General features: G+C 72.1%; 18 protein-coding genes. 8 read left to right on the forward strand and 10 right to left on the reverse strand.

What is annotated here, in order from left to right:
• Positions 1-6 precede the first annotated feature (6 nt).
• Positions 7-1,209 (forward strand): glutathionylspermidine synthase family protein, encoded by a 1,203-nt coding sequence (locus FHS39_RS03745; protein WP_184346269.1) that lies wholly within the window; start codon positions 7-9, stop codon positions 1,207-1,209.
• A 30-nt stretch (positions 1,210-1,239) separates the two neighbouring features.
• Here the strand turns inward: FHS39_RS03745 and FHS39_RS03750 are convergent, their stop codons facing one another.
• Positions 1,240-2,058 (reverse strand): SAM-dependent methyltransferase, encoded by an 819-nt coding sequence (locus FHS39_RS03750; RefSeq protein WP_184346270.1) that lies wholly within the window; start codon positions 2,056-2,058, stop codon positions 1,240-1,242.
• 118 nt (positions 2,059-2,176) lie between these two features.
• Here FHS39_RS03750 and FHS39_RS03755 point away from each other — a divergent pair, with 118 nt between their 5' ends.
• On the forward strand, positions 2,177-3,217 hold the full coding sequence (locus tag FHS39_RS03755) for an Lrp/AsnC family transcriptional regulator (RefSeq protein ID WP_184346271.1): 1,041 nt from the start codon (positions 2,177-2,179) through the stop codon (positions 3,215-3,217).
• Here FHS39_RS03755 and rocD read toward each other — a convergent pair.
• Positions 3,159-4,364 carry an ornithine--oxo-acid transaminase gene (gene rocD, locus FHS39_RS03760; RefSeq protein ID WP_184346272.1) on the reverse strand — a complete coding sequence of 402 codons (1,206 nt, stop codon included), beginning with the start codon at positions 4,362-4,364 and terminating at the stop codon, positions 3,159-3,161. The genes FHS39_RS03755 and rocD overlap by 59 nt on opposite strands.
• Positions 4,365-4,466: 102 nt before the next feature.
• Between rocD and trpS the strand changes: the two genes are divergently transcribed.
• The 3 genes from trpS to FHS39_RS03775 all read left to right on the forward strand — a co-directional run bounded on the left by trpS (position 4,467) and on the right by FHS39_RS03775 (position 7,226).
• Complete coding sequence (gene trpS / locus FHS39_RS03765) at positions 4,467-5,480, forward strand: tryptophan--tRNA ligase (RefSeq protein ID WP_184346273.1); 1,014 nt, start codon at positions 4,467-4,469, stop codon at positions 5,478-5,480.
• A 132-nt stretch (positions 5,481-5,612) separates the two neighbouring features.
• Positions 5,613-6,215: a 2'-5' RNA ligase family protein gene (locus tag FHS39_RS03770; RefSeq protein WP_184346274.1), complete on the forward strand. Its 603-nt coding sequence runs from the start codon at positions 5,613-5,615 to the stop codon at positions 6,213-6,215.
• A gap of 57 nt (positions 6,216-6,272) precedes the next feature.
• Positions 6,273-7,226, forward strand: coding sequence for a YihY/virulence factor BrkB family protein (locus FHS39_RS03775; RefSeq protein ID WP_184346275.1), 954 nt, complete (start codon positions 6,273-6,275; stop codon positions 7,224-7,226).
• Here the strand turns inward: FHS39_RS03775 and FHS39_RS03780 are convergent.
• Positions 7,129-8,520 (reverse strand): D-alanyl-D-alanine carboxypeptidase family protein, encoded by a 1,392-nt coding sequence (locus FHS39_RS03780; RefSeq protein WP_425507735.1) that lies wholly within the window; start codon positions 8,518-8,520, stop codon positions 7,129-7,131. The genes FHS39_RS03775 and FHS39_RS03780 overlap by 98 nt on opposite strands.
• 10 nt (positions 8,521-8,530) lie before the next feature.
• Here FHS39_RS03780 and FHS39_RS25260 point away from each other — a divergent pair, with 10 nt between their 5' ends.
• A complete protein-coding gene (locus FHS39_RS25260; protein WP_246469789.1) occupies positions 8,531-8,821 on the forward strand; it encodes an SCO4848 family membrane protein in 291 nt (96 codons plus the stop codon).
• Positions 8,822-8,925: 104 nt separating this feature from the next.
• Positions 8,926-10,485 carry an ABC transporter substrate-binding protein gene (locus tag FHS39_RS03785; RefSeq protein WP_184346277.1) on the forward strand — a complete coding sequence of 520 codons (1,560 nt, stop codon included), beginning with the start codon at positions 8,926-8,928 and terminating at the stop codon, positions 10,483-10,485.
• Here FHS39_RS03785 and pdxR read toward each other — a convergent pair.
• Positions 10,482-11,924 carry a MocR-like pyridoxine biosynthesis transcription factor PdxR gene (gene pdxR / locus FHS39_RS03790; RefSeq protein ID WP_184346278.1) on the reverse strand — a complete coding sequence of 481 codons (1,443 nt, stop codon included), beginning with the start codon at positions 11,922-11,924 and terminating at the stop codon, positions 10,482-10,484. The genes FHS39_RS03785 and pdxR overlap by 4 nt on opposite strands.
• Positions 11,925-11,970: 46 nt before the next feature.
• Between pdxR and FHS39_RS03795 the strand changes: the two genes are divergently transcribed.
• Entirely contained in the window at positions 11,971-12,444 is a 474-nt protein-coding gene (locus FHS39_RS03795) for a carboxymuconolactone decarboxylase family protein (RefSeq protein ID WP_184346279.1), read from the forward strand.
• Between the two features lie 7 nt (positions 12,445-12,451).
• Here FHS39_RS03795 and FHS39_RS03800 read toward each other — a convergent pair whose 3' ends face one another.
• The 6 genes from FHS39_RS03800 to FHS39_RS03825 form a co-directional block, all read right to left on the reverse strand.
• Positions 12,452-13,426: an ABC transporter substrate-binding protein gene (locus tag FHS39_RS03800; RefSeq protein WP_184346280.1), complete on the reverse strand. Its 975-nt coding sequence runs from the start codon at positions 13,424-13,426 to the stop codon at positions 12,452-12,454.
• A gap of 1 nt (position 13,427) precedes the next feature.
• The gene (locus FHS39_RS03805; RefSeq protein ID WP_184346281.1) at positions 13,428-15,437 is read right to left on the reverse strand and encodes an ABC transporter permease; all 2,010 of its coding nucleotides are present in this window, start codon (positions 15,435-15,437) and stop codon (positions 13,428-13,430) included.
• The gene (locus FHS39_RS03810) at positions 15,434-16,525 is read right to left on the reverse strand and encodes a quaternary amine ABC transporter ATP-binding protein (protein WP_184346282.1); all 1,092 of its coding nucleotides are present in this window, start codon (positions 16,523-16,525) and stop codon (positions 15,434-15,436) included. The genes FHS39_RS03805 and FHS39_RS03810 overlap by 4 nt, the downstream gene beginning before the upstream one ends.
• 2 nt (positions 16,526-16,527) lie before the next feature.
• Positions 16,528-18,060 (reverse strand): GMC family oxidoreductase, encoded by a 1,533-nt coding sequence (locus FHS39_RS03815; protein WP_184346283.1) that lies wholly within the window; start codon positions 18,058-18,060, stop codon positions 16,528-16,530.
• A gap of 50 nt (positions 18,061-18,110) precedes the next feature.
• Positions 18,111-19,619: an aldehyde dehydrogenase family protein gene (locus FHS39_RS03820; protein WP_184346284.1), complete on the reverse strand. Its 1,509-nt coding sequence runs from the start codon at positions 19,617-19,619 to the stop codon at positions 18,111-18,113.
• Between the two features lie 141 nt (positions 19,620-19,760).
• The gene (locus tag FHS39_RS03825; RefSeq protein ID WP_184346285.1) at positions 19,761-20,156 is read right to left on the reverse strand and encodes a hypothetical protein; all 396 of its coding nucleotides are present in this window, start codon (positions 20,154-20,156) and stop codon (positions 19,761-19,763) included.
• Positions 20,157-20,159 lie beyond the last annotated feature (3 nt).

Below are 20,159 nucleotides of genomic sequence, written 5' to 3' on the forward strand. Positions count from 1 at the left end.
CCCGCCGTGCAGCGCCACCGCACCACCCCGCGCCCCGGCTGGCAGGACACCGTCGAGGAGCAGGGCCTGATCTACCCCCTGTGCCGGCACCCGGACGGGTCGCTGCGCCCGTACTGGGACGAGAGCGCGTACTACTCCTTCACTCTCCCCGAGGTCGAGGCGCTCGAAGAGGTCGTCGAGGAGCTGCACGGGTTGTGCCTCGCGGCCGCCGAGCACATCGTGGAGCACGACCGCTTCGCGGACCTCGGCATCACGGACCGCCGCCTGGCGGCCCTGGTCGCCGAGTCCTGGCGGCGGCGCGCCGAACTCCCCTCCCTCTACGGGCGCTTCGACCTGCACTACGACGGGCGGCCAGGCGGCGGCCCGGCGAAGATGCTGGAGTACAACGCCGACACGCCGACCTCGCTGGTGGAGGCGGCGAGCGCGCAGTGGTTCTGGATGGAGGAACGTTTCGCGGACGTGCCGCACGCCGACCAGTGGAACTCCCTCCACGAGCGGCTCGTCGAGGCCTGGAAGCGGCAGGCCGCGCTGCTGCCGCCCGGCGCGCCCGTGCACTTCGCCCACTCGGTGGGCGACGAGCTCGGCGAGGACCTGATGACGGTGGCCTACCTGCGCGAGACCGCCGAGCAGGCGGGGATCGCCACGGAGGCGATCTCCGTGGAGGACATCGGCTGGGACCGCCTCGCCGGCCGCTTCGTGGACGACCGGCTCCGTTTCGTCCGGGCCTGCTTCAAGCTCTACCCGTGGGAGTGGCTGGCCACCGACGACTTCGGCCCGCAGGTGCTCGACACGCTGGACAACGGCGGGGGCACGGGGTCCACGCTGTGGATCGAGCCCGCGTGGAAGATGCTGCTGTCGAACAAGGCGCTGCTGGCCGTGTTGTGGGAGCTCTTCCCGGGCCACCCGAACCTGCTGCCCGCCTACTTGGACGGCCCGAGGGAGCTGGCCCGCACGAACGGCTATGTGGCGAAGCCCCTGCTCGGCCGGGAAGGCGCGGGCGTCACCCTGCACCCGCCGGGCACCGCCCCCACCCTCCGCGACGAGCCCTGCTGCTACCAGGAACTGGCCCCCCTGCCGGACTTCGACGGCAACCACGTGGTGCTGGGCGCCTGGGTGGTCGAGGACGAGGCGGCAGGGCTGGGCATCAGGGAGTCGGCGGGCCTGGTCACCGACGAGTACGCACGGTTCGTACCGCACGTGATCCTCTGACGCCGCCGGATCCGTCAACGAACGTGGACGCTACGACCGGCGACGCGCCTCGACGATCGAGCCGCCCGCGGTACCGAGTGCGGGCGTGAACGGCCAGCGGACGCCGAGGTCGGCTGCCACGGTCTCGAAGGCCGTCACCTCCACCTGCCAGTCGCGGCCGGTGAAGAGGGGGGCGGGGTCGTCCGTGCCGTAGTGCCAGGGCGAGCCCCACTCGGCGAGGAGGCCGAGCATCGGGCGCGCCCAGGGGGCGTCGAGCATCGAGCGGCCGACGAAGTCGGTGAGGAGCGTGCTGCCCGGTGCGGAGAGTGCGGTGATCCTGTCGAAGAGGCCGTGGACAGCGGGCTCTTCGAGGTACTGGGTGAGCCCTTCCGCCAGCCAGCACGTGGGCCGGTCCGCGCGGAAGCCCGCGGCTCGGAGGGGGCCGGTCCAGTCGGCGGCGAGGTCGACCGCGACCGGGTGACGCGGGCAGCGGGCGGGAGGGGCACCGGCGTCGGCCAGGAGGGTTTCCTTGACGGCCAGGAGTTCCGGGCGGTCGAGCTCGAAGACGGTGGTGCCGGCCGGCAGGTCGAGCCGGTAGGCGCGGGAGTCCATGCCCGCGGCGACGAGCACCAGTTGCCGTGGGCCGTCGTCCGCCGTGCAGAGCCGGGTGAGGGCGTCGTCGTAGAAGCGGGTGCGGACCGCGATCGCGGGGACGTCGCCGAACTCGTCCAGCAGGGCGCGGCCGGTGTCGCCCGCCAGGGAGGCGGCGAGCGGGTCGTCGAAGAGGCGGTCGGGGCGGGCGGATTCGCGGGCGCGCAGGGCTGCGGTCAGCCGGGCGGTACGGGCGACGGGGTCGAGGGTGCAGGGCATCGGACGGGCTCCGTTCGGTGGTGGGTGCCGTTGTGAGGACGACACTCGCCGATGCGGGGCGCCCACGGCACAGGATCGGGCTGCTTCGGCGTTTTCCGGCACGCAGTACGGTGTTCTGATGGAATCCGACGAAACGGAAGCCGTCGAACTGGACGCACTCGACCGGCAGTTGCTGCACGCGCTCCAGATCGACGGCCGGGTGCCGTTCAGCCGCGTCGCCGAGGTCGTGGGCGCCTCGGACCGTACGGTCGCCCGCCGCTATCACCGGCTGAGGTCGGCGGGGGTGCTGCGCGTCGTCGGGCTGCCGGATGCCCGCAAGATCGGGATGGCCGACTGGTTCGTACGGATCCGGTGCACCCCCGACGCGGCGCCGGCCGTGGCCGCGGCGCTGGTGGAGCGGGAGGACACCTCGTGGGTGGGCCTGGCGAGCGGCGGCACGGAGATCACCTGTGTCATGCGGGCGCACGCGGGCCCCGTGCGCGGCAGCCTGCTGCTGCCGAAGCTGCCCCGCACCTCGCGGATCACCGCGGTCACCGCCCAGTGCCTGCTGCGGATCGTCGCCGGTGAGTCCGGCTGGCCCGGCCGTTTGACCGGGCTCGATCCGGAGCAGGCCGCGGCCCTGGCCCGCCCGGCCGGTCCGGGCCGCGCCGCCCGGCTCACCGCGGCGGACCGGCTGCTGCTGCCGGTGCTGGCCAGGGACGGCCGGGCGGCCGCGGCGGAGCTGGCGGCCGCGACGGGCTGGTCCGAGTCGACCGTGCGGCGCCGCCTGGAGGAGCTGCGCCGCAGCGGGCTGCTGTACTTCGACGTCGACGTCGACCCGCTGCTGTACGGCTTCACGTGCGAGGCCGTCCTGTGGCTGAAGGTCGCCCCCGGCGAGCTGAACGGGGTGGCGGCGGCGCTCGCCGGCCACCCCGAGGTCGCCTTCGCCGGGGCGGTCAGCGGTGCGGCCAACATGGTGGCGTACGTCGTCTGCCGTGACGCCGACGCCCTGTACGACTACCTGGCCACCCGCATCGGCGCCCTGCCCGGGGTCCGGGAGGCCGAGACGGTGCCGGCCACCCGGCTCGTCAAACGGGCGGGTGCCACCCCGCCCCGGCGGCTCAGCCCTCCAGTACCTCCCGGATCCGGGCCAGGCCCCAGTCCAGGTCCTCCTTGGTGATGACCAGGGGCGGGGCGATGCGGATCGTGGCGCCGTGGGTGTCCTTGACCAGGACGCCCTGGGTCATCAGGCGTTCCGAGACCTCGCGGCCCGTGCCCACGGCCGGCGGGACGTCGATGCCCGCCCACAGGCCCCTGCCGCGGACCGCGGTGACCAGGCCCGCGCCGGCCAGCAGGGCCAGTTCGCGGTGGAGGTGTTCGCCGAGCTCTGCCGCCTTCTGCTGGTACTCGCCGGACTTGAGGATGGCGATGACCTCCAGGGCCACCGCGCACGCCAGCGGGTTGCCGCCGAAGGTCGAGCCGTGTTCGCCGGGCTGGTAGACGCCCAGCACCTCGCGGGAGGAGACGACCGCCGAGACGGGGACGACGCCGCCGCCCAGGGCCTTGCCCAGGATGTAGACGTCGGGCACGACGTCCTCGTGCTCGCAGGCGAACGTCCGGCCCGTGCGGCCCAGCCCGGACTGGATCTCGTCGGCCATGAAGAGCACGTTCCGCTCGGTGGTCAGGCGCCGGACGCCCGCCAGGTAGCCGGGCGGCGGGACCAGGACACCCGCTTCGCCCTGGATCGGTTCGAGGAGGACGGCGACCGTGTGCTCGTCGACCGCCGCCTCCAGCGCCGCCAGGTCGCCGTAGGGGACGATCTCGAAGCCGGGGGTGTAGGGGCCGAAGTCGGCCCGTGCCTCCTGGTCGGTGGAGAAGCTGACGATCGTCGTGGTGCGGCCGTGGAAGTTGTTCTCGGCGACCACGATCTTCGCCCGGCCGTCCGGCACGCCCTTGACGCGGTAGCCCCATTTGCGGGCGGTCTTCACGGCCGTCTCGACCGCTTCCGCGCCGGTGTTCATCGGCAGCACCATCTCCATGCCGCACAGCGCCGCCAGCTCCGTGCAGAACTCCGCGAACCGGTCGTGGTGGAAGGCCCGCGAGGTCAGGGTCACCCGGTCCAGCTGCGCCTTCGCGGCGGCCACCAGGCGGCGGTTGCCGTGCCCGAAGTTCAGCGCCGAGTACCCGGCGAGCATGTCGAGGTAGCGGCGCCCCTCGACATCGGTCATCCATGCACCCTGTGCGGTCGCCACGACGACCGGCAACGGATGGTAGTTGTGTGCGCTGTGCTGCTCGGCTGCGGCGATGCTGCGTTCCGTGGACGTCAACGTGTGCTCCGTTCGTGTCGGGGCATGCTGCCGTCCGCCTTTCTACACCCCGATCCGCACGGCTGGACCGAGTCCGGATTCCGCACCTGAGAGAATGTGTGCATGGCCCTTGATCGTCCGCGCGCTCTCTCCGGTATCCAGCCCACCGCAGGCTCGTTCCACCTCGGGAACTACCTCGGTGCCGTCCGTCAGTACGTGGCCCTGCAGGAGACCCACGACGCCTTCTACATGGTCGTCGACCTGCACGCGATCACGGTCCCGCAGGACCCGAAGGAGCTGCGGGCGAACACCCGCATCGCCGCCGCGCAGCTGCTGGCCGCGGGCCTGGACCCGGACCGCTGCACGCTGTTCATCCAGAGCCACGTGCCCGAGCACGCGCAGCTCGCCTGGGTGATGAACTGCCTCACCGGCTTCGGCGAGGCCTCCCGCATGACGCAGTTCAAGGACAAGTCCGCCAAGCAGGGCGCCGAGGGCACCACCGTCGGCCTGTTCACCTACCCGGTCCTGCAGGTGGCCGACATCCTGCTCTACCAGGCCGACGCCGTGCCGGTGGGCGAGGACCAGCGCCAGCACATCGAGCTGACCCGCGACCTCGCCGAGCGCTTCAACGGCCGCTTCGGCCAGACCTTCCGCATGCCGGCCGCGCACATCGTCCGCGAGACGGCGAAGATCTACGACCTGCAGGACCCGTCCGCCAAGATGAGCAAGTCGGCGGCCACGGCCAAGGGTCTGATCAACCTGCTGGACGACCCCAAGGTCTCCGCGAAGAAGATCAAGAGCGCGGTCACCGACACCGACACGGTGATCCGCTTCGACGCCGAGAAGAAGCCCGGCGTCAGCAATCTGCTGACCATCTACTCCACGCTCACCGGCACCACAATCGCGGAACTTGAGCAGAAGTACGAGGGCAAGGGCTACGGTGCGCTCAAGACCGACCTCGCCGAGGTGATGGTGGAGTGGGTCACACCGTTCCGCGCCCGCACCCAGGAGTACCTGGACGACCCCGAGACGCTGGACTCGGTCCTGGCCAAGGGCGCGGAGAAGGCCCGTGCCGTCGCCGCGGAGACGCTGGCCCGGGCCTACGAGAAGGTGGGCTTCCTGCCCGCGAAGCACTGAGCCGTTCGGGCAGTCTTCCCGGCGCGCGGGCCCTTGGTCCCGCGGGCCGGGGACCAGGGCACCTGGCAGCGGACGCGGCCCAGCCGCCACACTGACCACGGGGACGTACAGGCGCACAGGAGGGAGAACGCAGTGGGGACCGTAACGCTCGGCGTTTCGATCGCGGTCCCGGAGCCGTACGGCAGCTTCCTCCAGAAGCGCCGTGAGGACTTCGGCGACCCGCACGCACACGGGATTCCCACGCACGTCACCCTGCTGCCGCCGACCGAGGTGGAGTCGTCCTCGCTGCCCGCGATCGAGGCCCACCTGGCCGAGGTGGCGGCGCAGGGGCAGCCCTTCGAGATGCGGCTCTCGGGTACGGGCACGTTCCGGCCGCTGTCCCCCGTCGTCTTCGTGAACGTGGTCGAGGGCGCGGCCTCCTGCGCCTGGCTGCAGAAGCGGGTGCGGGACGCCTCGGGACCGGTGGCCCGGGAGCTGCAGTTCCCCTACCACCCGCACGTGACGGTGGCGCACGGCATCGCCGAGGAGGCGATGGACCGGGCCTTCGAGGAGCTCGCCGGGTACGAGGCGTCCTGGACCATCGACGGCTTCGCGCTGTACGAGCAGGGAGAGGACGGTATCTGGCGCCTCGAGCGCGACTTTCCCTTTGGGAGCGGGCCGGACGTGACCGCGCAGCCGGCCGCCCTGCCGCGGCAGGGCGGGGTGTCCCTCCCCCTTTCAGGTCCCCTCCAGTAACCGCGCGACCCCGGCCCCGGCCCCCTCAACCTCGGAATATGGGGTAGTCGTAGGGCCATGGACTGGCTCACCCGCCTGCCGCTGATCGGCCCCGCCGTGGCCCGCGGCATGCGCACGCACGCTTGGCGCTCCTACGAGACCCTCGATCGTGTGAAGTGGACGCGGCTCGCCGCCGCGATCACCTTCACCAGCTTCCTCGCGCTCTTCCCGCTGCTCACGCTGGGCGCGGCCGTCGCCGCGTCCGTGCTCAGCGACAGCCAGACCCGGGAGCTGGAGCACCGGATGGCCGAACAGGTGCCCGGGATCGCCGCCGGCCTGAACCTGAGCGCGCTGGTGGACAACGCGGGGACGATCTCCCTGGTGGCCGGCGCCCTGCTGCTGCTCACCGGCGTGAGCTGGGTGGGGTCGCTGCGGGAGTGCCTGAGGGCGGTGTGGGGGCTGGAGGAGAGCCCGGGCAACCCCATACTGCTGCGGTTGAAGGACGCCGCCGTGCTGGTGGGCCTGGGCGCGGTCGCGGTGCTGTCGGCCGGCTGCTCGGCGTTCGCTTCGGCCGCGGTGGACTGGGCCGCCAAGGAGATGGGCATCCCGCAGGGCGGCGCCGGGGGCGTGCTGCTGGCGGCGGCGGGGTTCTGCGCCGCCGTGCTGGCCGACTTCCTGCTGATGCTCTACGTACTGTCCCGGCTGCCCGGCGTGCTGCCGCCGCGCCGCCGGCTGCTGGTCGCGGCGCTGATGGGCGCGGTCGGCTTCGAAGCGCTCAAGCTCGTGATGAGCGGCTATCTGCGGGGCGTCGCGGCCAAGAGCATGTACGGGGCGTTCGGCACGCCCGTGGCGCTGCTGCTGTGGATCAACTTCATGACCAAGCTGCTGCTCTACTGTGCCGCGTGGACGGCCACGCGGCACCGCGACGACGAGCTCACTCCTTCGGGCGACGCCGCACCAGCTCCGGCAAAGGGTGACGGCGGTGCACCACGAAGCCCGCGGCGGCCAGCGCCACCAGCGCCCCGGCCGTGATCCCGACCGCCGTCCACATCCCGTCGTCACCGCCGCCGGCAGCCGACGCCTGGGCACCCGCGCCGCCGCCCTGGCCGCCGTCGGCGCCGGGCTTGTCGGTGCCGCCCTCCGGCGGGACGAGCACGCCGACCGGCTTGACGTGGCCCGCCGCCTCGAAGCCCCAGTCCAGCAGGCGGGCGGACTCCTTGTAGACGTCGTAGCCCTCGTTGCTCTGCGGGTTCATGACGGTGACCAGCAGCTTGCGCCCGTCGTGCTGGGCGACGCCGGTGAAGGTGTTCCCGGCGTTGGTGGTGAAGCCGTTCTTGACGCCCGCCATGCCCTTGTAGGCGGGCACGCCCTGGCCGGTGAGCAGCCGGTTGGTGTTCTGGATGGCGAAGGTCTCGCGCTTCTTGCCCTTCTTCTCCTCGGCCGGGAACTGGGCGGTGGCGGTCGCGCAGTACTCGCGGAAATCCGCCTTCTGCAGGCCGGAGCGGGCGAAGAGGGTGAGGTCGTAGGCGCTGGACACTTGGCCCTCCGCGTCGTAGCCGTCGGGGGTGATGACGTGGGTGTCGCGGGCCTGGAGCGCATCGGCGTGGGCCTGCATGTCCTGGACTGTCTGTGAGGCGCCGCCGTTCATGGCGGAGAGCACGTGCACCGCGTCGTTGCCGGACTTGAGGAAGACGCCCAGCCACATGTCGTGGACGCTGTAGGTCGAGCCCTCCTTGATGCCGACCTGGCTGCTGCCCTCGCCCATGCCCTCCAGGTCGGCGGGGGCCACCTTGTGCTCCTTGTCCTTGGGGAACTTCGGCAGCACGGTGTCGGCGAAGAGCATCTTCAGCGTGGAGGCGGGGGGCAGTTTCCAGTGGGCGTTGTGCGCCGCCAGCACGTCGCCGGACTCGGCGTCGGCCACGATCCAGGAGTTGCCGCTGAGCTCCTTGGGCAGGTCGGGGGCGCCGGGGCCGAGCTGCACCTGGGTGCCGGGCTTGCCCAGCAGCTCGCCGCCCACGGTGGACATGTGGGCGGGCGGCTGGATCGGGGGCTTGCCCTTGGCGTCGGCGCCCGGGCTCTTCGAAGCGGCCGGGCCGGGTGCGGGCGCAGCGAGGGCGGGGGCGGCCGTGGCGAGGGGCAGCAGCAGCGAGGCGCCGGCCAGCAGCGCCGCCGCGCCCCGGCGGCGCGTCGCGGAGTACCGGGTGAAGTGTGATGTCGTCGTCGGCACGGAGGTGAACGTACCGCCACCCCCCTGCCCGGAGGAGGGCGCCTCACGGCGGGCGGACCGCGAGGACCCGATAGGACCAGTCCCGGACCCCGAACGCATACTGAAACCCATGGTGAATTCTTCCGGGGAAGCGACCCCTCCAACCCCTCCGGCCGCCGCGACCCTCTCGCGCCCCGTGTCCTGGTTCCTGCTCGCGTTCGGCGTCTGGAGCTGGGTCATTTGGGTCACTTTCGTCAAGAATCTATGGAAGGACGGCAGTGGGCTCGCCTTTGACGACGCGGGTGACCCGACCGCGTACTTCTGGGTGCACCTGCTGCTCGCGATCACCTCGTTTCTTCTGGGGACGGGCGTCGGCTTGATCGGGTTGCGTGGCGTTCGGGCGTTGCGGCGTACCTCATAGGCGAGTTCGGTCATTTCTCCCGCGATCACTTGGCCGATTTCCGGGACGTACGCGCGTTCGCGTGTTTACGGTGATGCGCATCACTGGGCGGGAGGGGCACGGGGATGCGTGGGGTCCGGGTACGTGCGGGTGTGGCGGGTGCGGTGTGTCTGGCGGTGCTCGCGGCGGGGGCCGGCGGCTGCCGGCTGACCTCCGGGGATGACCGGGAGCCGATCGAGGTCGGCACGACGGACACGGTCACTGCGCTCGACCCGGCGGGCGCCTACGACGCGGGCTCCTGGGCGCTGTACGGCAACGTCTACCAGTCCCTGCTGACCTTCACCCCCGGCTCCAGCACGCCGGTGCCGGACGCGGCGCGGCGCTGCGGCTTCCGGGGCGAGGGGTTACGGACGTACGTGTGCACCCTGCGCCCGGGGCTGAAGTTCGGCAACGGGCATGCGCTGACGGCGAAGGACGTGAAGTTCTCCTTCGACCGGATCACCCGGATCCACTCGCAGCAGGGCCCGGCGCCGCTGCTGGAGACGCTGGCGAAGGTGGAGGTGTCCGGCGAGGACGAGGTGACGTTCCGGCTGCGGGTGCCGGATGCGACGTTCCCGTTCAAGATAGCCACCGGCGCCGGTTCGATCGTGGACAGCGAGCGCTACCCGGCGGACCGGCTGCGCACCGGCCACGACGCGGACGGCTCGGGTCCGTACACGCTCAAGGACTACCGGCCGGGCGCGCTGGCCGAGCTCGAGCCCAACGACCGCTACGAGGGCGCGGTCAAGGACGTCGGCGGGGCGGTGACGGTCCGTTACTACGCGGACCCCGACCGGCTGGGCGAGGCGTGGCGGCAGCGCTCGGTGGACGTGGCGGCGCGCTCGATGCCGCCGGCCGACCTGGCGAAGCTCTCGCCCTCGGACTCCGGCGTCAGGGTCAGCGAGACCACCGCGGCCAACACGCGCTCCCTGGTCTTCAACGTGCGCGACGGCTCCCCGCTGAAGGAGACGGCCGTACGGCAGGCGGTGGCGGCCGTCGTCGACCGCGAGGCGATCGCCCGCGACGTGCACCTGCGCACGGTCGAACCCCTCTACTCCCTCATCCCGCTGGGCCTCACCGGCCACACCACCTCCTTCTACGACGCCTACCCGCAGCCGGATCCCGAGCGCGCGCGGCGCCTGCTGGAGCAGGCCGGCATCCCCCTGCCCGTCCGCTTCGGCATCGCCTACTCGCAGGGCGCGGCCACGGACGAGGAGGCGGCGCTGCTGAAGAAGCAGCTGGAGGCGACGGGCCTGTTCAGGATCACCACCCGCCGGGTGGGCTGGCAGGAGTTCCAGGAGGGCTACGCCAAGGGTGCGTACGACGCGTACTGCGTCAGCTGGGTGGCGGACTTCCCCGACCCGGACACCTTCACCACGCCCCTGGTGGGCAACGGCAACGCCCTGCACTCCGGCTACTCCGACCCGCGCATCGAGCGCCTCATCCGCGCCACGCAGCAGAACGACCAGCGCAGCCGGGTCACCGAGGACTTCCGCAGCATCCAGAAGATCGTCGCGGAGGACGTGCCGATGGTGCCGCTGTGGCAGAAGAAGGACTACGTGCTGAGCAAGTCGTCGATCTCCGGCACGCAGTACCTGTCGGACGGCACGGGCATCTGGCGGCTGTGGCGGCTGGACCGGATCTAGGGCGTGTCCGCGGGTGCGGGCGGCAGCACCCGCAGCAGCGAGTCGAGGGCGCCGGAGAAGGCGTGCGCGGGCGGGGAGCCGTAGTTGACGATCAGGCCGTCGGGGGCGGCCGGGCCGGATGCGGCCGGGTGGCGGAAGGGGGCCAGGCCCTCCAGGGCGAGGCCCTGCCGGTCGGCGGCCCGGAGGGTGGCCTCCTCGGTGCCCGGCGGCAGTTCGAGGACGGCGTGCAGCCCGGCGGCGATGCCGGTGACGCGGATGTGGGGGGCGTGCTCGGCGAGGGCGGCGACGAGCTGGTCGCGGCGGCGCCGGTAGTGCAGGCGCACGGAGCGTACGTGCCGGTCGTAGCCGCCGCCGGTGATGAACTCGGCGAGGGTGAGCTGGTCGAGGGCGCCCGAGGTCCATTCCCCCGTGGCCTTCACCGCCCGTACGTCCGCGACGAGGTCCTCCGGCAGCACCAGCCACGCCAGCCGCAGGCCGGGCGCGAGCGACTTGCTGACGGTGCCGCAGTAGACGACGAGGTCGGGGGCCAGCCCTTGGAGGGCGCCCACGGGCTGGCGGTCGTAGCGCAGTTCGCCGTCGTAGTCGTCCTCCACGATCACACCGCCCGTGCGGGCGGCCCAGTCGACGACCGCGGCCCGGCGGGCGGGGTGCAGCGGGGCGCCGGTGGGGAACTGGTGGGCGGGGGTGAGCAGCACGCCCTTGACGGTCTTGAGCCCCTCCAGCTGCCCGACGTCCGCGCCGAGCCCGTCGACGGTCAGCGGCACCGAGCGCAGGCCGGACCGTTCGACGGTGTCGCGGTGGTACCAGAGGCCGTACGACTCCATGCCCAGCTCGCGCACGCCGCGCCGCCGCAGGGCCCGGCCCAGCAGTGCGAGGCCCTGGATGAAGCCCGCGCACACCACGATCCGCCCAGGGTCGGTGCGCACCCCGCGGGCGCGGGCGAGGTAGTCGGCGAGGGCCTCCCGCAGCTCGGGGCGGCCTCGCCCGTCGCCGTAGCCGAACGCCTCGTGCGGGGCCGCGGCCAGGGCGCGGCGGGCGGCGGAGAGCCAGCCGGCGCGCGGGAAGGTGGAGACGTCGCCGGCGCCGGGGCGCAGGTCGTGGGCGGGACGGGCGGCATCCGGGGCGGGGGCCGGGCGGGGCGCGGGCGGGCGGGGCGCGGCGCGGCGGGCCACGCGCGTGCCGGAGCCCTGGAGGGCGGTGAGCCAGCCCTCGGCGACGAGCTCGCCGTAGGCGTCGGCGACGGTGTTGCGGGCCAGGCCGAGGTCGGCGGCGAGAGCGCGGGAGGAGGGCAGCCGGGTGCCGGGGGCGAGCCGTCCTGAGCGGACGGCCTCGCGCAGGGCGCGGACGAGGGTGGCGCGCCGCCCGCACGGGCCGGTACGCAGGTCGAGGTGGAGGTCGACCCCTGGGACGGCCCGGGAAGTGGCCCGCTTTTCCGGCATGGAAATGGACCATACCGGTGGGCTACCGGGCGCTTAGGCTCACCCCATGAACACCGAGTCCACCGGCCACGCGCACGGTCCCCGCGGCAGCTTCCTCAAGCACGCTCCCGACGTCTACGAGGCGATCATCAAGCTCAGCCAGGCGTCGAAGAAGGGCCTCGACCCGGCGCTGATCGAGCTGGTGCTGATCCGCGCCTCGCAGCTCAACCACTGTGCGTTCTGCATCGACATGCACGTCAAGGACGCCCGCAAGGCGGGCGAGAGCGAGGAGCGTATCTACCTGCTCAACGCCTGGGAGGAGGCGGGCGACGTCTACACGCCGAAGGAGCAGGCCGCCCTCGCCCTCACCGAGGCCGTCACCGTCCTCACCGACGGCTTCGTGCCCGACGCCGTCTACAAGCGCGCGGCCGCCCACTTCACCGAGGCGGAGCTGGCCCGGCTGATCCCGCTCATCTCCGTCATCAACGTGTGGAACCGCATCAACGTGACGCTGCGGACGCCCGTGGGCCACCTGTCCTAAGGCCTGGTTACGGCATCCACGCCTTCCACTCGTCGGGGTGGCGCTGCACCCACCGCTTCGCCGCCTCGTCCGCGGACAGCTTGTCCTCGGCGATCATCTGGGAGACCTCGTTCTGGTCGGCCTTGGTCCAGTGGAACTTCTCCAGGAACCGGGCCGCCTTGCCTCCCTTGTCGGCGAAGCCGGTGTTGAGGAACTTCTTGAGCGGGGTCGTCGGATAGGCGCAGTCGACGGTCGACGGGTCCTTGGTGCCCTTGTCGTCGCAGGCCTGGGTGTGCTCGGGGAGCCTCACCTCCACCAGCGGCACCTCGTTGAAGAGCCACTGGGGCTCGTACCAGTAGCTGAGGAACGGCTTCTTGTCCTTGGCGAACTGCTTGATCTGGGTGATCTGGGCGGCCTCGGAACCGGCGAAGACGACCTGGTAGTCGAGCTTGAGGTTGCTCACCAGCGCCTTGTCGTTGGTGACGTAGGACGGGGAGCCGTCCAGGAGCTGGCCCTTGCCGCCGCTCTCGGGGGTGTGCAGCTGCGCCGCATACTTGTTGAGGTTCTTCCAGTCGAGGACGTCCGGGTGGGCGTCGGCGAAGTACTTGGGGACCCACCAGCCGATGTGGCCGGTGACCCCGAGCGGGCCGGCGTCGGTGACCGTCTTCTTGTCGTGGACGTAGCGCTTCTCCTGGTCCGGGTGGCCCCAGTCCTCGAGGATGGCGTCCACGCGGCCCTGGCTGAGCGCGTCCCAGGCGGGGACCTCGTCGACCTGCACGGTGTCCACGCGGTAGCCCAGTTGGTGCTCCAGCAAGTACTGGGCGACGGCCGCGTTGGCGCGGGCGCCCACCCAGGACTGCACGGAGAGGGTGACGGTCTTGGCGCCCGCCGCGTTGGCGTAGGGCGAGGCCTGCTTGGTCATGTCGGCCGCGCCGCAGCCGGTGGCCGCGGCGGCCAGCAGGCCGGTGACGGCCACGGTGGTGATCAGTTTTCTGCGTGCCATCTCAGGCCTCCTTCGCCTTCGCCTTCACCGGCTGGGTCACCCGGTCGAGCATCAGTCCCAGACAGGCGATCGCCGTGCCCGCCACCAGGCCGGTGGCCAGGTCTCCCTGGGCGAGGCCGAAGACGACCTCGTATCCGAGCGCACCGCCGCCGACCAGGGCGCCGATGATGACGACGGACAGCACCAGCACCACGGCCTGGTTGACGGCCAGCAGCAACTCGGGCCTGGCGAGCGGGAACTGGACCTGCCGCAGCTGCTGGCCGCCGGTGGCGCCCAGTGAGCGGGCGGACTCCAGCGCGCCCGGGTTCACCCGGCGCAGGCCCTGGCTGACGATCCGGACGACCGCGGGCAGCGCGTAGACGACCGCCGCGGCAGCCGCGGGGGCGCGGCCGACGCCGAAGAGCGCGACGACGGGGATCAGGTAGACGAACTGCGGCATCGTCTGGAAGACGTCCAGGACGGGCCGCAGCAGCCGGTCCACGCGCGGGCTGCGGGCCGCGGCGACGGCCACGGCGAAGCCCAGCACGAGGGTGACGGCGACGGCGGCCAGGACCTGGGAGAGGGTGTCCATGGCCGGGTCCCAGCGGCCCAGCACGCCGATCGCGGCGAGCGAGAGGACGGCGGTCAGGGTGGTGCGCCAGGTGCCGATGAGCCAGGCGAGGGCGGCGACGATCACGATCGTGCCCCACCAGGGCAGTGCCTGCAGGCCGTTGCGGAGGGGGTCGAGGATCCATCCCGTGTAGTGGGCGGCCCAGTCGGCGGAGCCGCCGATGCCGGGGATGCCGCTGTAGAGGTGGTCGACCATCCAGTCCTTGGCGTGGTTGACGGGCGCGGCGATGGCCACGGTCCAGCCGTCCGGCCAGGAGGTGCCGGCCAGGCGGCCCAGGGCCACGACCGCGGCGGCAGCTACCGCCCACGTGGTTGCCGTTCGGGTGCGGCTGCGCGGTCGGTTGTGCCCACCCTCCCCCAGCCTCCGGCCGGGGGTGCCCCCAGCCTGCGGAACGCCTGCCCACAACCGGGGGCCGCGGCCCGATGTCGTGCGGTCCAGGACTATCGCCAGCAGGACGATCGGGATGCCCGCTGTCAGGGCTGCGCCCACGTCCACCGTCGACAGGGCCTGGTAGACGCGGTCGCCCAGGCCGTCGGCGCCGATGACCGAGGCGATGACGGCCATCGACAGGGCCATCATGATGCTCTGGTTGACGCCCAGCAGCAGTTCGCGCCGGGCCATCGGCAGCCGTGCGGTCAGCAGTCGCTGGCGGGCGGTGGCGCCGAGGGAGTCCACGGCTTCCAGGACGCCCTTGTCGGTGCCGCGCAGTCCGAGCGCGGTGAGCCGGGCCATGGGCGGGGCCGCGTAGACGACCGTGGCCAGCACCGCCGGGGCCACGCCGATGCCGAAGACGAGCACGACCGGCAGCAGATAGGCGAAGGCGGGCAGCGCCTGCATCGTGTCCAGGACGGGCCGCAGCACCCGGAAGGTCCGGTCCGACAGCCCGGCCGCCAGGCCCAGCAGCGCGCCCACCGCCACGGACGCCGCCACCGCGACGATCATCAGCGCGAGGGTGCGCATGGTCGGCACCCACATGCCGAGCGCGCCGCACACGGCGAACGAGGCGAGCGCGGTGACCGCCGCCCGTACGCCGGCCAGGCGCCAGGCGAGCAGCGAGGCACCGGCCGTCACGCCCGCCCAGCCCAGGGCGAGCAGCACCACGTACACACCGCGCACCGCCGAGATGATGGCGTTGCTGATGTGCCCGAAGAAGTACAGGAAGACCCAGTGGCTGTCGCGGTTGTCGATGATCCAGTTGTTGGCCGTGGTCAGCGGGCCCTTGAGGGAGACCGTGAGGGCCTCCGGCCAGCTGCCGCTGCCCCAGCGCGCGGCGGCGAGGGGCGCCGCCACGGCGGTCAGGGCGACGAGCAGCATCAGCTTGCGGGCCGCGACGGGCACGGTGATGCCGGTCTTCGGCAGGGCCACGGTCGAGCTGGCGGGGCTGGTGGTACTGGAACTCATGCGGCTGCCTTCTCGACGGTGCGGACCCCGTCGGCGGGGCCGTCGCGGTCCAGGCCCGCGACGATGCCCAGGAGGCACTTGGAGTCGACGACGCCGACGCAGCGTCCCTGGTCCACGACGCGGGCCGAGCCGCCGGTACGGGCGACGGCCTCGATGGCGTCGGCGACGGTGCTGGCGGGGTCGAGGGCGGGGCCGGCGTCCGCCTCGCCGGCGCGGGCGGGCCGCATGGCGCGGCGCACGGTCAGAACCTGCTCGCGCGGCACGTCGCGGACGAAGTCGCGGACGTAGTCGTCGGCCGGGGAGCCGACGATCTCCTCGGGGGTGCCGCACTGCACGATGCGGCCGTCGCGCATCAGCGCGATGCGGTCGCCGATGCGCAGCGCCTCGCTGAGGTCGTGGGTGATGAAGACCATCGTGCGGCCCTCGTCGCGGTTGAGCCGGACGACCTCTTCCTGCATGTCGCGGCGGATGAGCGGGTCGAGGGCGCTGAACGGCTCGTCGAAGAGGAGCACTTCGGGGTCGGCGGCCAGGGCGCGGGCCAGGCCGACGCGCTGCTGCTGACCGCCGGAGAGCTGGGCCGGACGGCGCTCCTCCATGCCGGTCAGGCCCACCTTCTCCACCATTTCGGCGGCCTTGGCGCGGCGTTCGCCCTTGCCCATGCCCTGGATCTCCAGGCCGTAGGCGACGTTGTCCAGGACGGTGCGGTGCGGCAGCAGCCCGAAGTGCTGGAAGACCATGGCGGCGCGGTGCCTGCGCAGATCGCGCAGGGCGCCCTTGCCCATGCCGCACACATCCTCGCCGTCGATGGCGATGGTGCCGGCGGTGGGCTCGATGAGCCGGGTCAGGCAGCGGACGAGCGTGGACTTGCCGGAGCCGGACAGGCCCATGACCACGAAGCACTCGCCGGGCCGGACGTCGAAGGAGACGTCGCGCACGGCGGCCGTGCAGCCGGTCCGCTCGCGCAGTTCCGCGGCGGAGAGGCCGGCCAGCTCGCTGCCCGGCACGCGGTCGGCCTTCGGGCCGAAGACCTTCCACAGGTTGCGGACGGAGAAAACGGGAGTCTCGTCGTTCTTATCGACAGTGGGCATTTTTATGCCTCACCCCCTAGGGTCGCGGCCTCGGCCAACAGTTCGGCGCACTTCTCCCCCACCATCAGCACGCCGATCATCGGGTTCACGGCCGTCATCGTCGGAAACACCGACGCGTCCGCGATACGGATACTCTTGAGCCCCCGAATGCGCAACTGCGGGTCCACTACGGCCAGTTCATCGGTGGGATCACCCATGCGGCAGGTGCCCGCCGGGTGGTAGACGGTGTGCGCGACCTTGCGCGCGTACTCGCTGATCTCCTCGTCGGAGGTGATCTCCGGGCCGGGGCAGACCTCGCGCTTGAGCCAGCCCGCCAGCGGCTCCGTCTTCGCGATCTCGCGGGCGAGGCGGATGCCGTCGACGAGGGTGCGGGCGTCGTAGTCCTCCTCGTCCGTGAAGTACCGGAAGTCCAGGGCGGGCTTGACGGAGGGGTCGGCGCTGGTGAGGTGGAGCCGGCCACGGCTGCGCGGCTTGGGGATGTTGGGGGTCATCGACACGCCGTGCTCGGGCTTTTCGTAGCCGAGCCGCTCGGGGTTGTCGGTGAAGGGGATTTGGTAGAAGTGGAACATCAGGTCCGGGCCGCGGCTGTCCTCATCGCGGCGGACGAAGAGGCCCGCGTCGGAGTCCATCGCCGAGTTCTCGGGGATCGGCCCGTCCGTCTCCCAGACGATGACGGACTCGGGGTGGTCCAGCAGGTTCTCGCCCACGCCCGGCAGGTCGAGGACGACGGGTATGCCGAGCGCCTCCAGATCGGCCTTGGGGCCTATGCCGGAGTGCAGCAGCAGCCGGGGCGTGTCCACGGCGCCCGCGCACACCAGCACCTCGCGCCGGGCCTCGACGAGCAGTTCCTCGCCGTCCTTGGTCCGTACGTGCACGCCCGTGGCCCGGGGCCCGTCCAGCTCCAGTCTGTACGCCCAGGTCTCCAGCATGAGGTGGAGGTTGGGGCGGTCGAGGAAGGGGTGGAGGTAGGCCACCGAGGCGGAGGAACGCTTGTTGTTCTCGGGGTGGTAGGCGAGGTCGAAGAAGCCGACGCCCTCGTGGAAGGGCTTCTTGTTGAAGCCCTCGACGCGCGGCACGTCCGCGGCCGTCCGCGCGGCCTCGACGAAGTCGCGGGCGATGGCGTTGCGGTCCTTCTCGTCCACCGGGACGATGTTGTTGCGCAGCCGGGCGAAGTACGGGTCCATCGATGCCGCGTCCCAGCCCTCGGCGCCCGCCTCGGCCCACTCGTCCCAGTCGCCGGGCAGCGGCTTGAAGGAGATCAGGGTGTTGTGCGAGGAGCAGCCGCCGAGCACCCGGGCGCGGCTGTGCCGGATGTGGGAGTTGCCGCGCGGCTGCTCGGTGGTCGGGTAGTCGTAGTCGAGCTCGCCGCCGAGCAGGCCCAGCCAGCGGCGCAGCGTCAGGACGTCCTCGCGGTCCACGTCGGTGGGGCCGCCCTCGATGACGGCGACGGTGACGTCCGGGTCCTCGGTGAGGCGGGAGGCGATGACTGAGCCTGCGGTTCCGCCGCCGATGACAACGTAGTCGTAGACGGGCATGGGGTGAACTCCTTCTGCGGCAGGGGACGTTCTTCGCTGGCGGGCCGCGATCAGCCGGCGAACCAGCGCACCGGCTTCGGGTCGAGGTTCTGGTAGACGTGCTTGGCCTCGCGGTACTCGGCCAGGCCCGAGGGGCCCAGCTCGCGGCCGATCCCGGACTTGCCGAAGCCGCCCCACTCCGCCTGCGGCAGGTAGGGGTGGTAGTCGTTGATCCACACGGTGCCGTGCCGAAGCCGTCCGGCCACCCGGCGCGCCCGCCCGGCGTCCTTGGTCCACACGGCGCCCGCGAGCCCGTACTCGGTGTCGTTGGCCAGCGCCACGGCCTCGTCCTCGGTGTGGAAGGTCTCGACGGTGAGGATCGGGCCGAAGGTCTCCTCGCGGACGACCGTCATCGCGCCGTGGCACAGGTCCAGGACGGTGGGGGCGTAGAAGTAGCCGTCCGCCGGGCGGACCGCGTTCGGCTCGGGCCGCTTGCCGCCGCAGCGCAGGGCCGCGCCCTCGGCGAGCGCCGAGGCCACGTACGCCTCGACCTTGACGAGCTGCTGAGCGGAGACCAGCGGACCGCACTCGACGCCGGGCTCGGTGCCGCGGCCGAGCTTGATGCGCTCGGCGCGGCGGGCGAGTTCGGCGACGAACCGGTCGCGCACCGGCTCCTCGATGATCAGCCGGGAGCCGGCCGAGCAGACCTGGCCGCTGTGGATGAAGGCGGCGTTGAGGGCCTGGTCGACGGCGGTGTCGAAGTCCTCTTCGGTGGCGCAGGCGTCGGCGAAGACGACGTTGGGGTTCTTGCCGCCGAGTTCGAGGGCGACCTTCTTCACGCTGGGCGCGGCGGCCTGCATCACCTTGGTGCCGCTGGCGAGGCCGCCGGTGAAGGAGACGAGGTCCACGTCCGGGTGCTCGGTCAGGCGCGCGCCGACCGGGTCGCCCGCGCCCGTCACCAGGTTGCCGACGCCGGCCGGGAGCCCGGCCTCGCCCAGCAGCCGCATCAGGTAGACGGTCGACAGCGGGGTGACCTCGCTGGGCTTGACGACAAAGGTGTTGCCCGCGGCGAGCGCCGGGGCGATCTTCCAGCTGGCCTGGAGCAGCGGGTAGTTCCACGGGGTGATCAGGGCGCAGACGCCGACCGGCTCGTGGACGACCACGCTGTGCACGTCCGGCGAGCCCGCGTCGACGACGCGGCCGCCGCCCTCGGCCAGGATCTGGTCCGCGAAGTAGCGGAAGGCATTCGTGACGTCGTCGACGTCGACCCGGCCCTCCTCCAGCGTCTTGCCCGTGTCGCGGCTCTCGATCAGCGCGAGCGGCTCGCGGTCGCGCTGCAGCAGGTCCGCCACGCGCCGCAGCAGCGCGGCGCGCTCGGCCACGGGCGTGCACGGCCAGGGGCCCGCGCCGCCGTCGAACGCCCTGCGGGCCGCGGCGACGGCCGCGTCGGTGTCGTCGGATCCGCCCTCGGACACCTCCGCCAGCACCGTGGCGTCGGCGGGGTCGAGCACCTCCCGCTGAGCGCCGGACGCGGCGGCACGCCACACCCCGTCGACGTGGATGGTCTCGACTGCCGACATGTCTTGACTGCCTTCCGGTTACGAACTGTGCCGCGCCGGCCCTGTCTGGACCGGCAACGGGGCGCCCCTAACCGGAAGGCGGAAACGTATGCCTCTTTTTTCACGAAGAGTGACGGGAGTCACTCGGCGTGGCCCCTGCCGTCAGCCTCCGCTGGGCGCCGGCATGGGGTAGGTGAAGCCTCCGGTGAGGCTGTCCGGGTACGTGGGGTACGCGGGATACGTGGGGTAGCCGTAGGTCGGATACCCGTACGTCGGATATCCATAGGTTGGATATCCATAGGTCGGATAGGCGGTCCCCGTCGAGTACGGCGGTGCGCTGTAGCCCGGGGGCGGCATGTGGTGGTCGTCACTCCCGCTGCCGTCGTCGCGCAGCAGGGACCAGATGCCGAGGCCGATGCCGCCCACCAGCACGATCCCGACGAGTGCCCCGGTGAGGACCGTGGTGCGCGAGGGACCGGCGAGCTCCGCGCCGCCCCTCTGGGGGTCCTGCTGCGGATCGACCGTCCATTGCTGGCGATCGGCGTCCCAGTGGCTCATCTG

The sequence above is a fragment of the Streptomyces olivoverticillatus genome, assembly GCF_014203555.1.
GTDB lineage: Bacteria > Actinomycetota > Actinomycetes > Streptomycetales > Streptomycetaceae > Streptomyces > Streptomyces olivoverticillatus.

Bases quoted from the DNA above. Each gene is read 5' to 3' on its own strand.
- FHS39_RS03775 (WP_184346275.1), top strand. From the start codon at position 6,273: ATGGACTGGCTCACCCGCCTGCCGCTGATCGGCCCCGCCGTGGCCCGC.
- FHS39_RS03750 (WP_184346270.1), bottom strand. From the start codon at position 2,058: ATGCCCTGCACCCTCGACCCCGTCGCCCGTACCGCCCGGCTGACCGCA.
- FHS39_RS25260 (WP_246469789.1), top strand. From the start codon at position 8,531: ATGGTGAATTCTTCCGGGGAAGCGACCCCTCCAACCCCTCCGGCCGCC.
- FHS39_RS03810 (WP_184346282.1), bottom strand. From the start codon at position 16,525: ATGCCCACTGTCGATAAGAACGACGAGACTCCCGTTTTCTCCGTCCGC.
- FHS39_RS03825 (WP_184346285.1), bottom strand. From the start codon at position 20,156: ATGAGCCACTGGGACGCCGATCGCCAGCAATGGACGGTCGATCCGCAG.
- trpS (WP_184346273.1), top strand. From the start codon at position 4,467: ATGGCCCTTGATCGTCCGCGCGCTCTCTCCGGTATCCAGCCCACCGCA.
- FHS39_RS03795 (WP_184346279.1), top strand. From the start codon at position 11,971: ATGAACACCGAGTCCACCGGCCACGCGCACGGTCCCCGCGGCAGCTTC.
- FHS39_RS03805 (WP_184346281.1), bottom strand. From the start codon at position 15,437: ATGAGTTCCAGTACCACCAGCCCCGCCAGCTCGACCGTGGCCCTGCCG.
- FHS39_RS03815 (WP_184346283.1), bottom strand. From the start codon at position 18,060: ATGCCCGTCTACGACTACGTTGTCATCGGCGGCGGAACCGCAGGCTCA.
- FHS39_RS03755 (WP_184346271.1), top strand. From the start codon at position 2,177: ATGGAATCCGACGAAACGGAAGCCGTCGAACTGGACGCACTCGACCGG.
- pdxR (WP_184346278.1), bottom strand. From the start codon at position 11,924: ATGCCGGAAAAGCGGGCCACTTCCCGGGCCGTCCCAGGGGTCGACCTC.
- FHS39_RS03780 (WP_425507735.1), bottom strand. From the start codon at position 8,520: ATGCGTTCGGGGTCCGGGACTGGTCCTATCGGGTCCTCGCGGTCCGCC.
- FHS39_RS03785 (WP_184346277.1), top strand. From the start codon at position 8,926: ATGCGTGGGGTCCGGGTACGTGCGGGTGTGGCGGGTGCGGTGTGTCTG.
- FHS39_RS03820 (WP_184346284.1), bottom strand. From the start codon at position 19,619: ATGTCGGCAGTCGAGACCATCCACGTCGACGGGGTGTGGCGTGCCGCC.
- FHS39_RS03800 (WP_184346280.1), bottom strand. From the start codon at position 13,426: ATGGCACGCAGAAAACTGATCACCACCGTGGCCGTCACCGGCCTGCTG.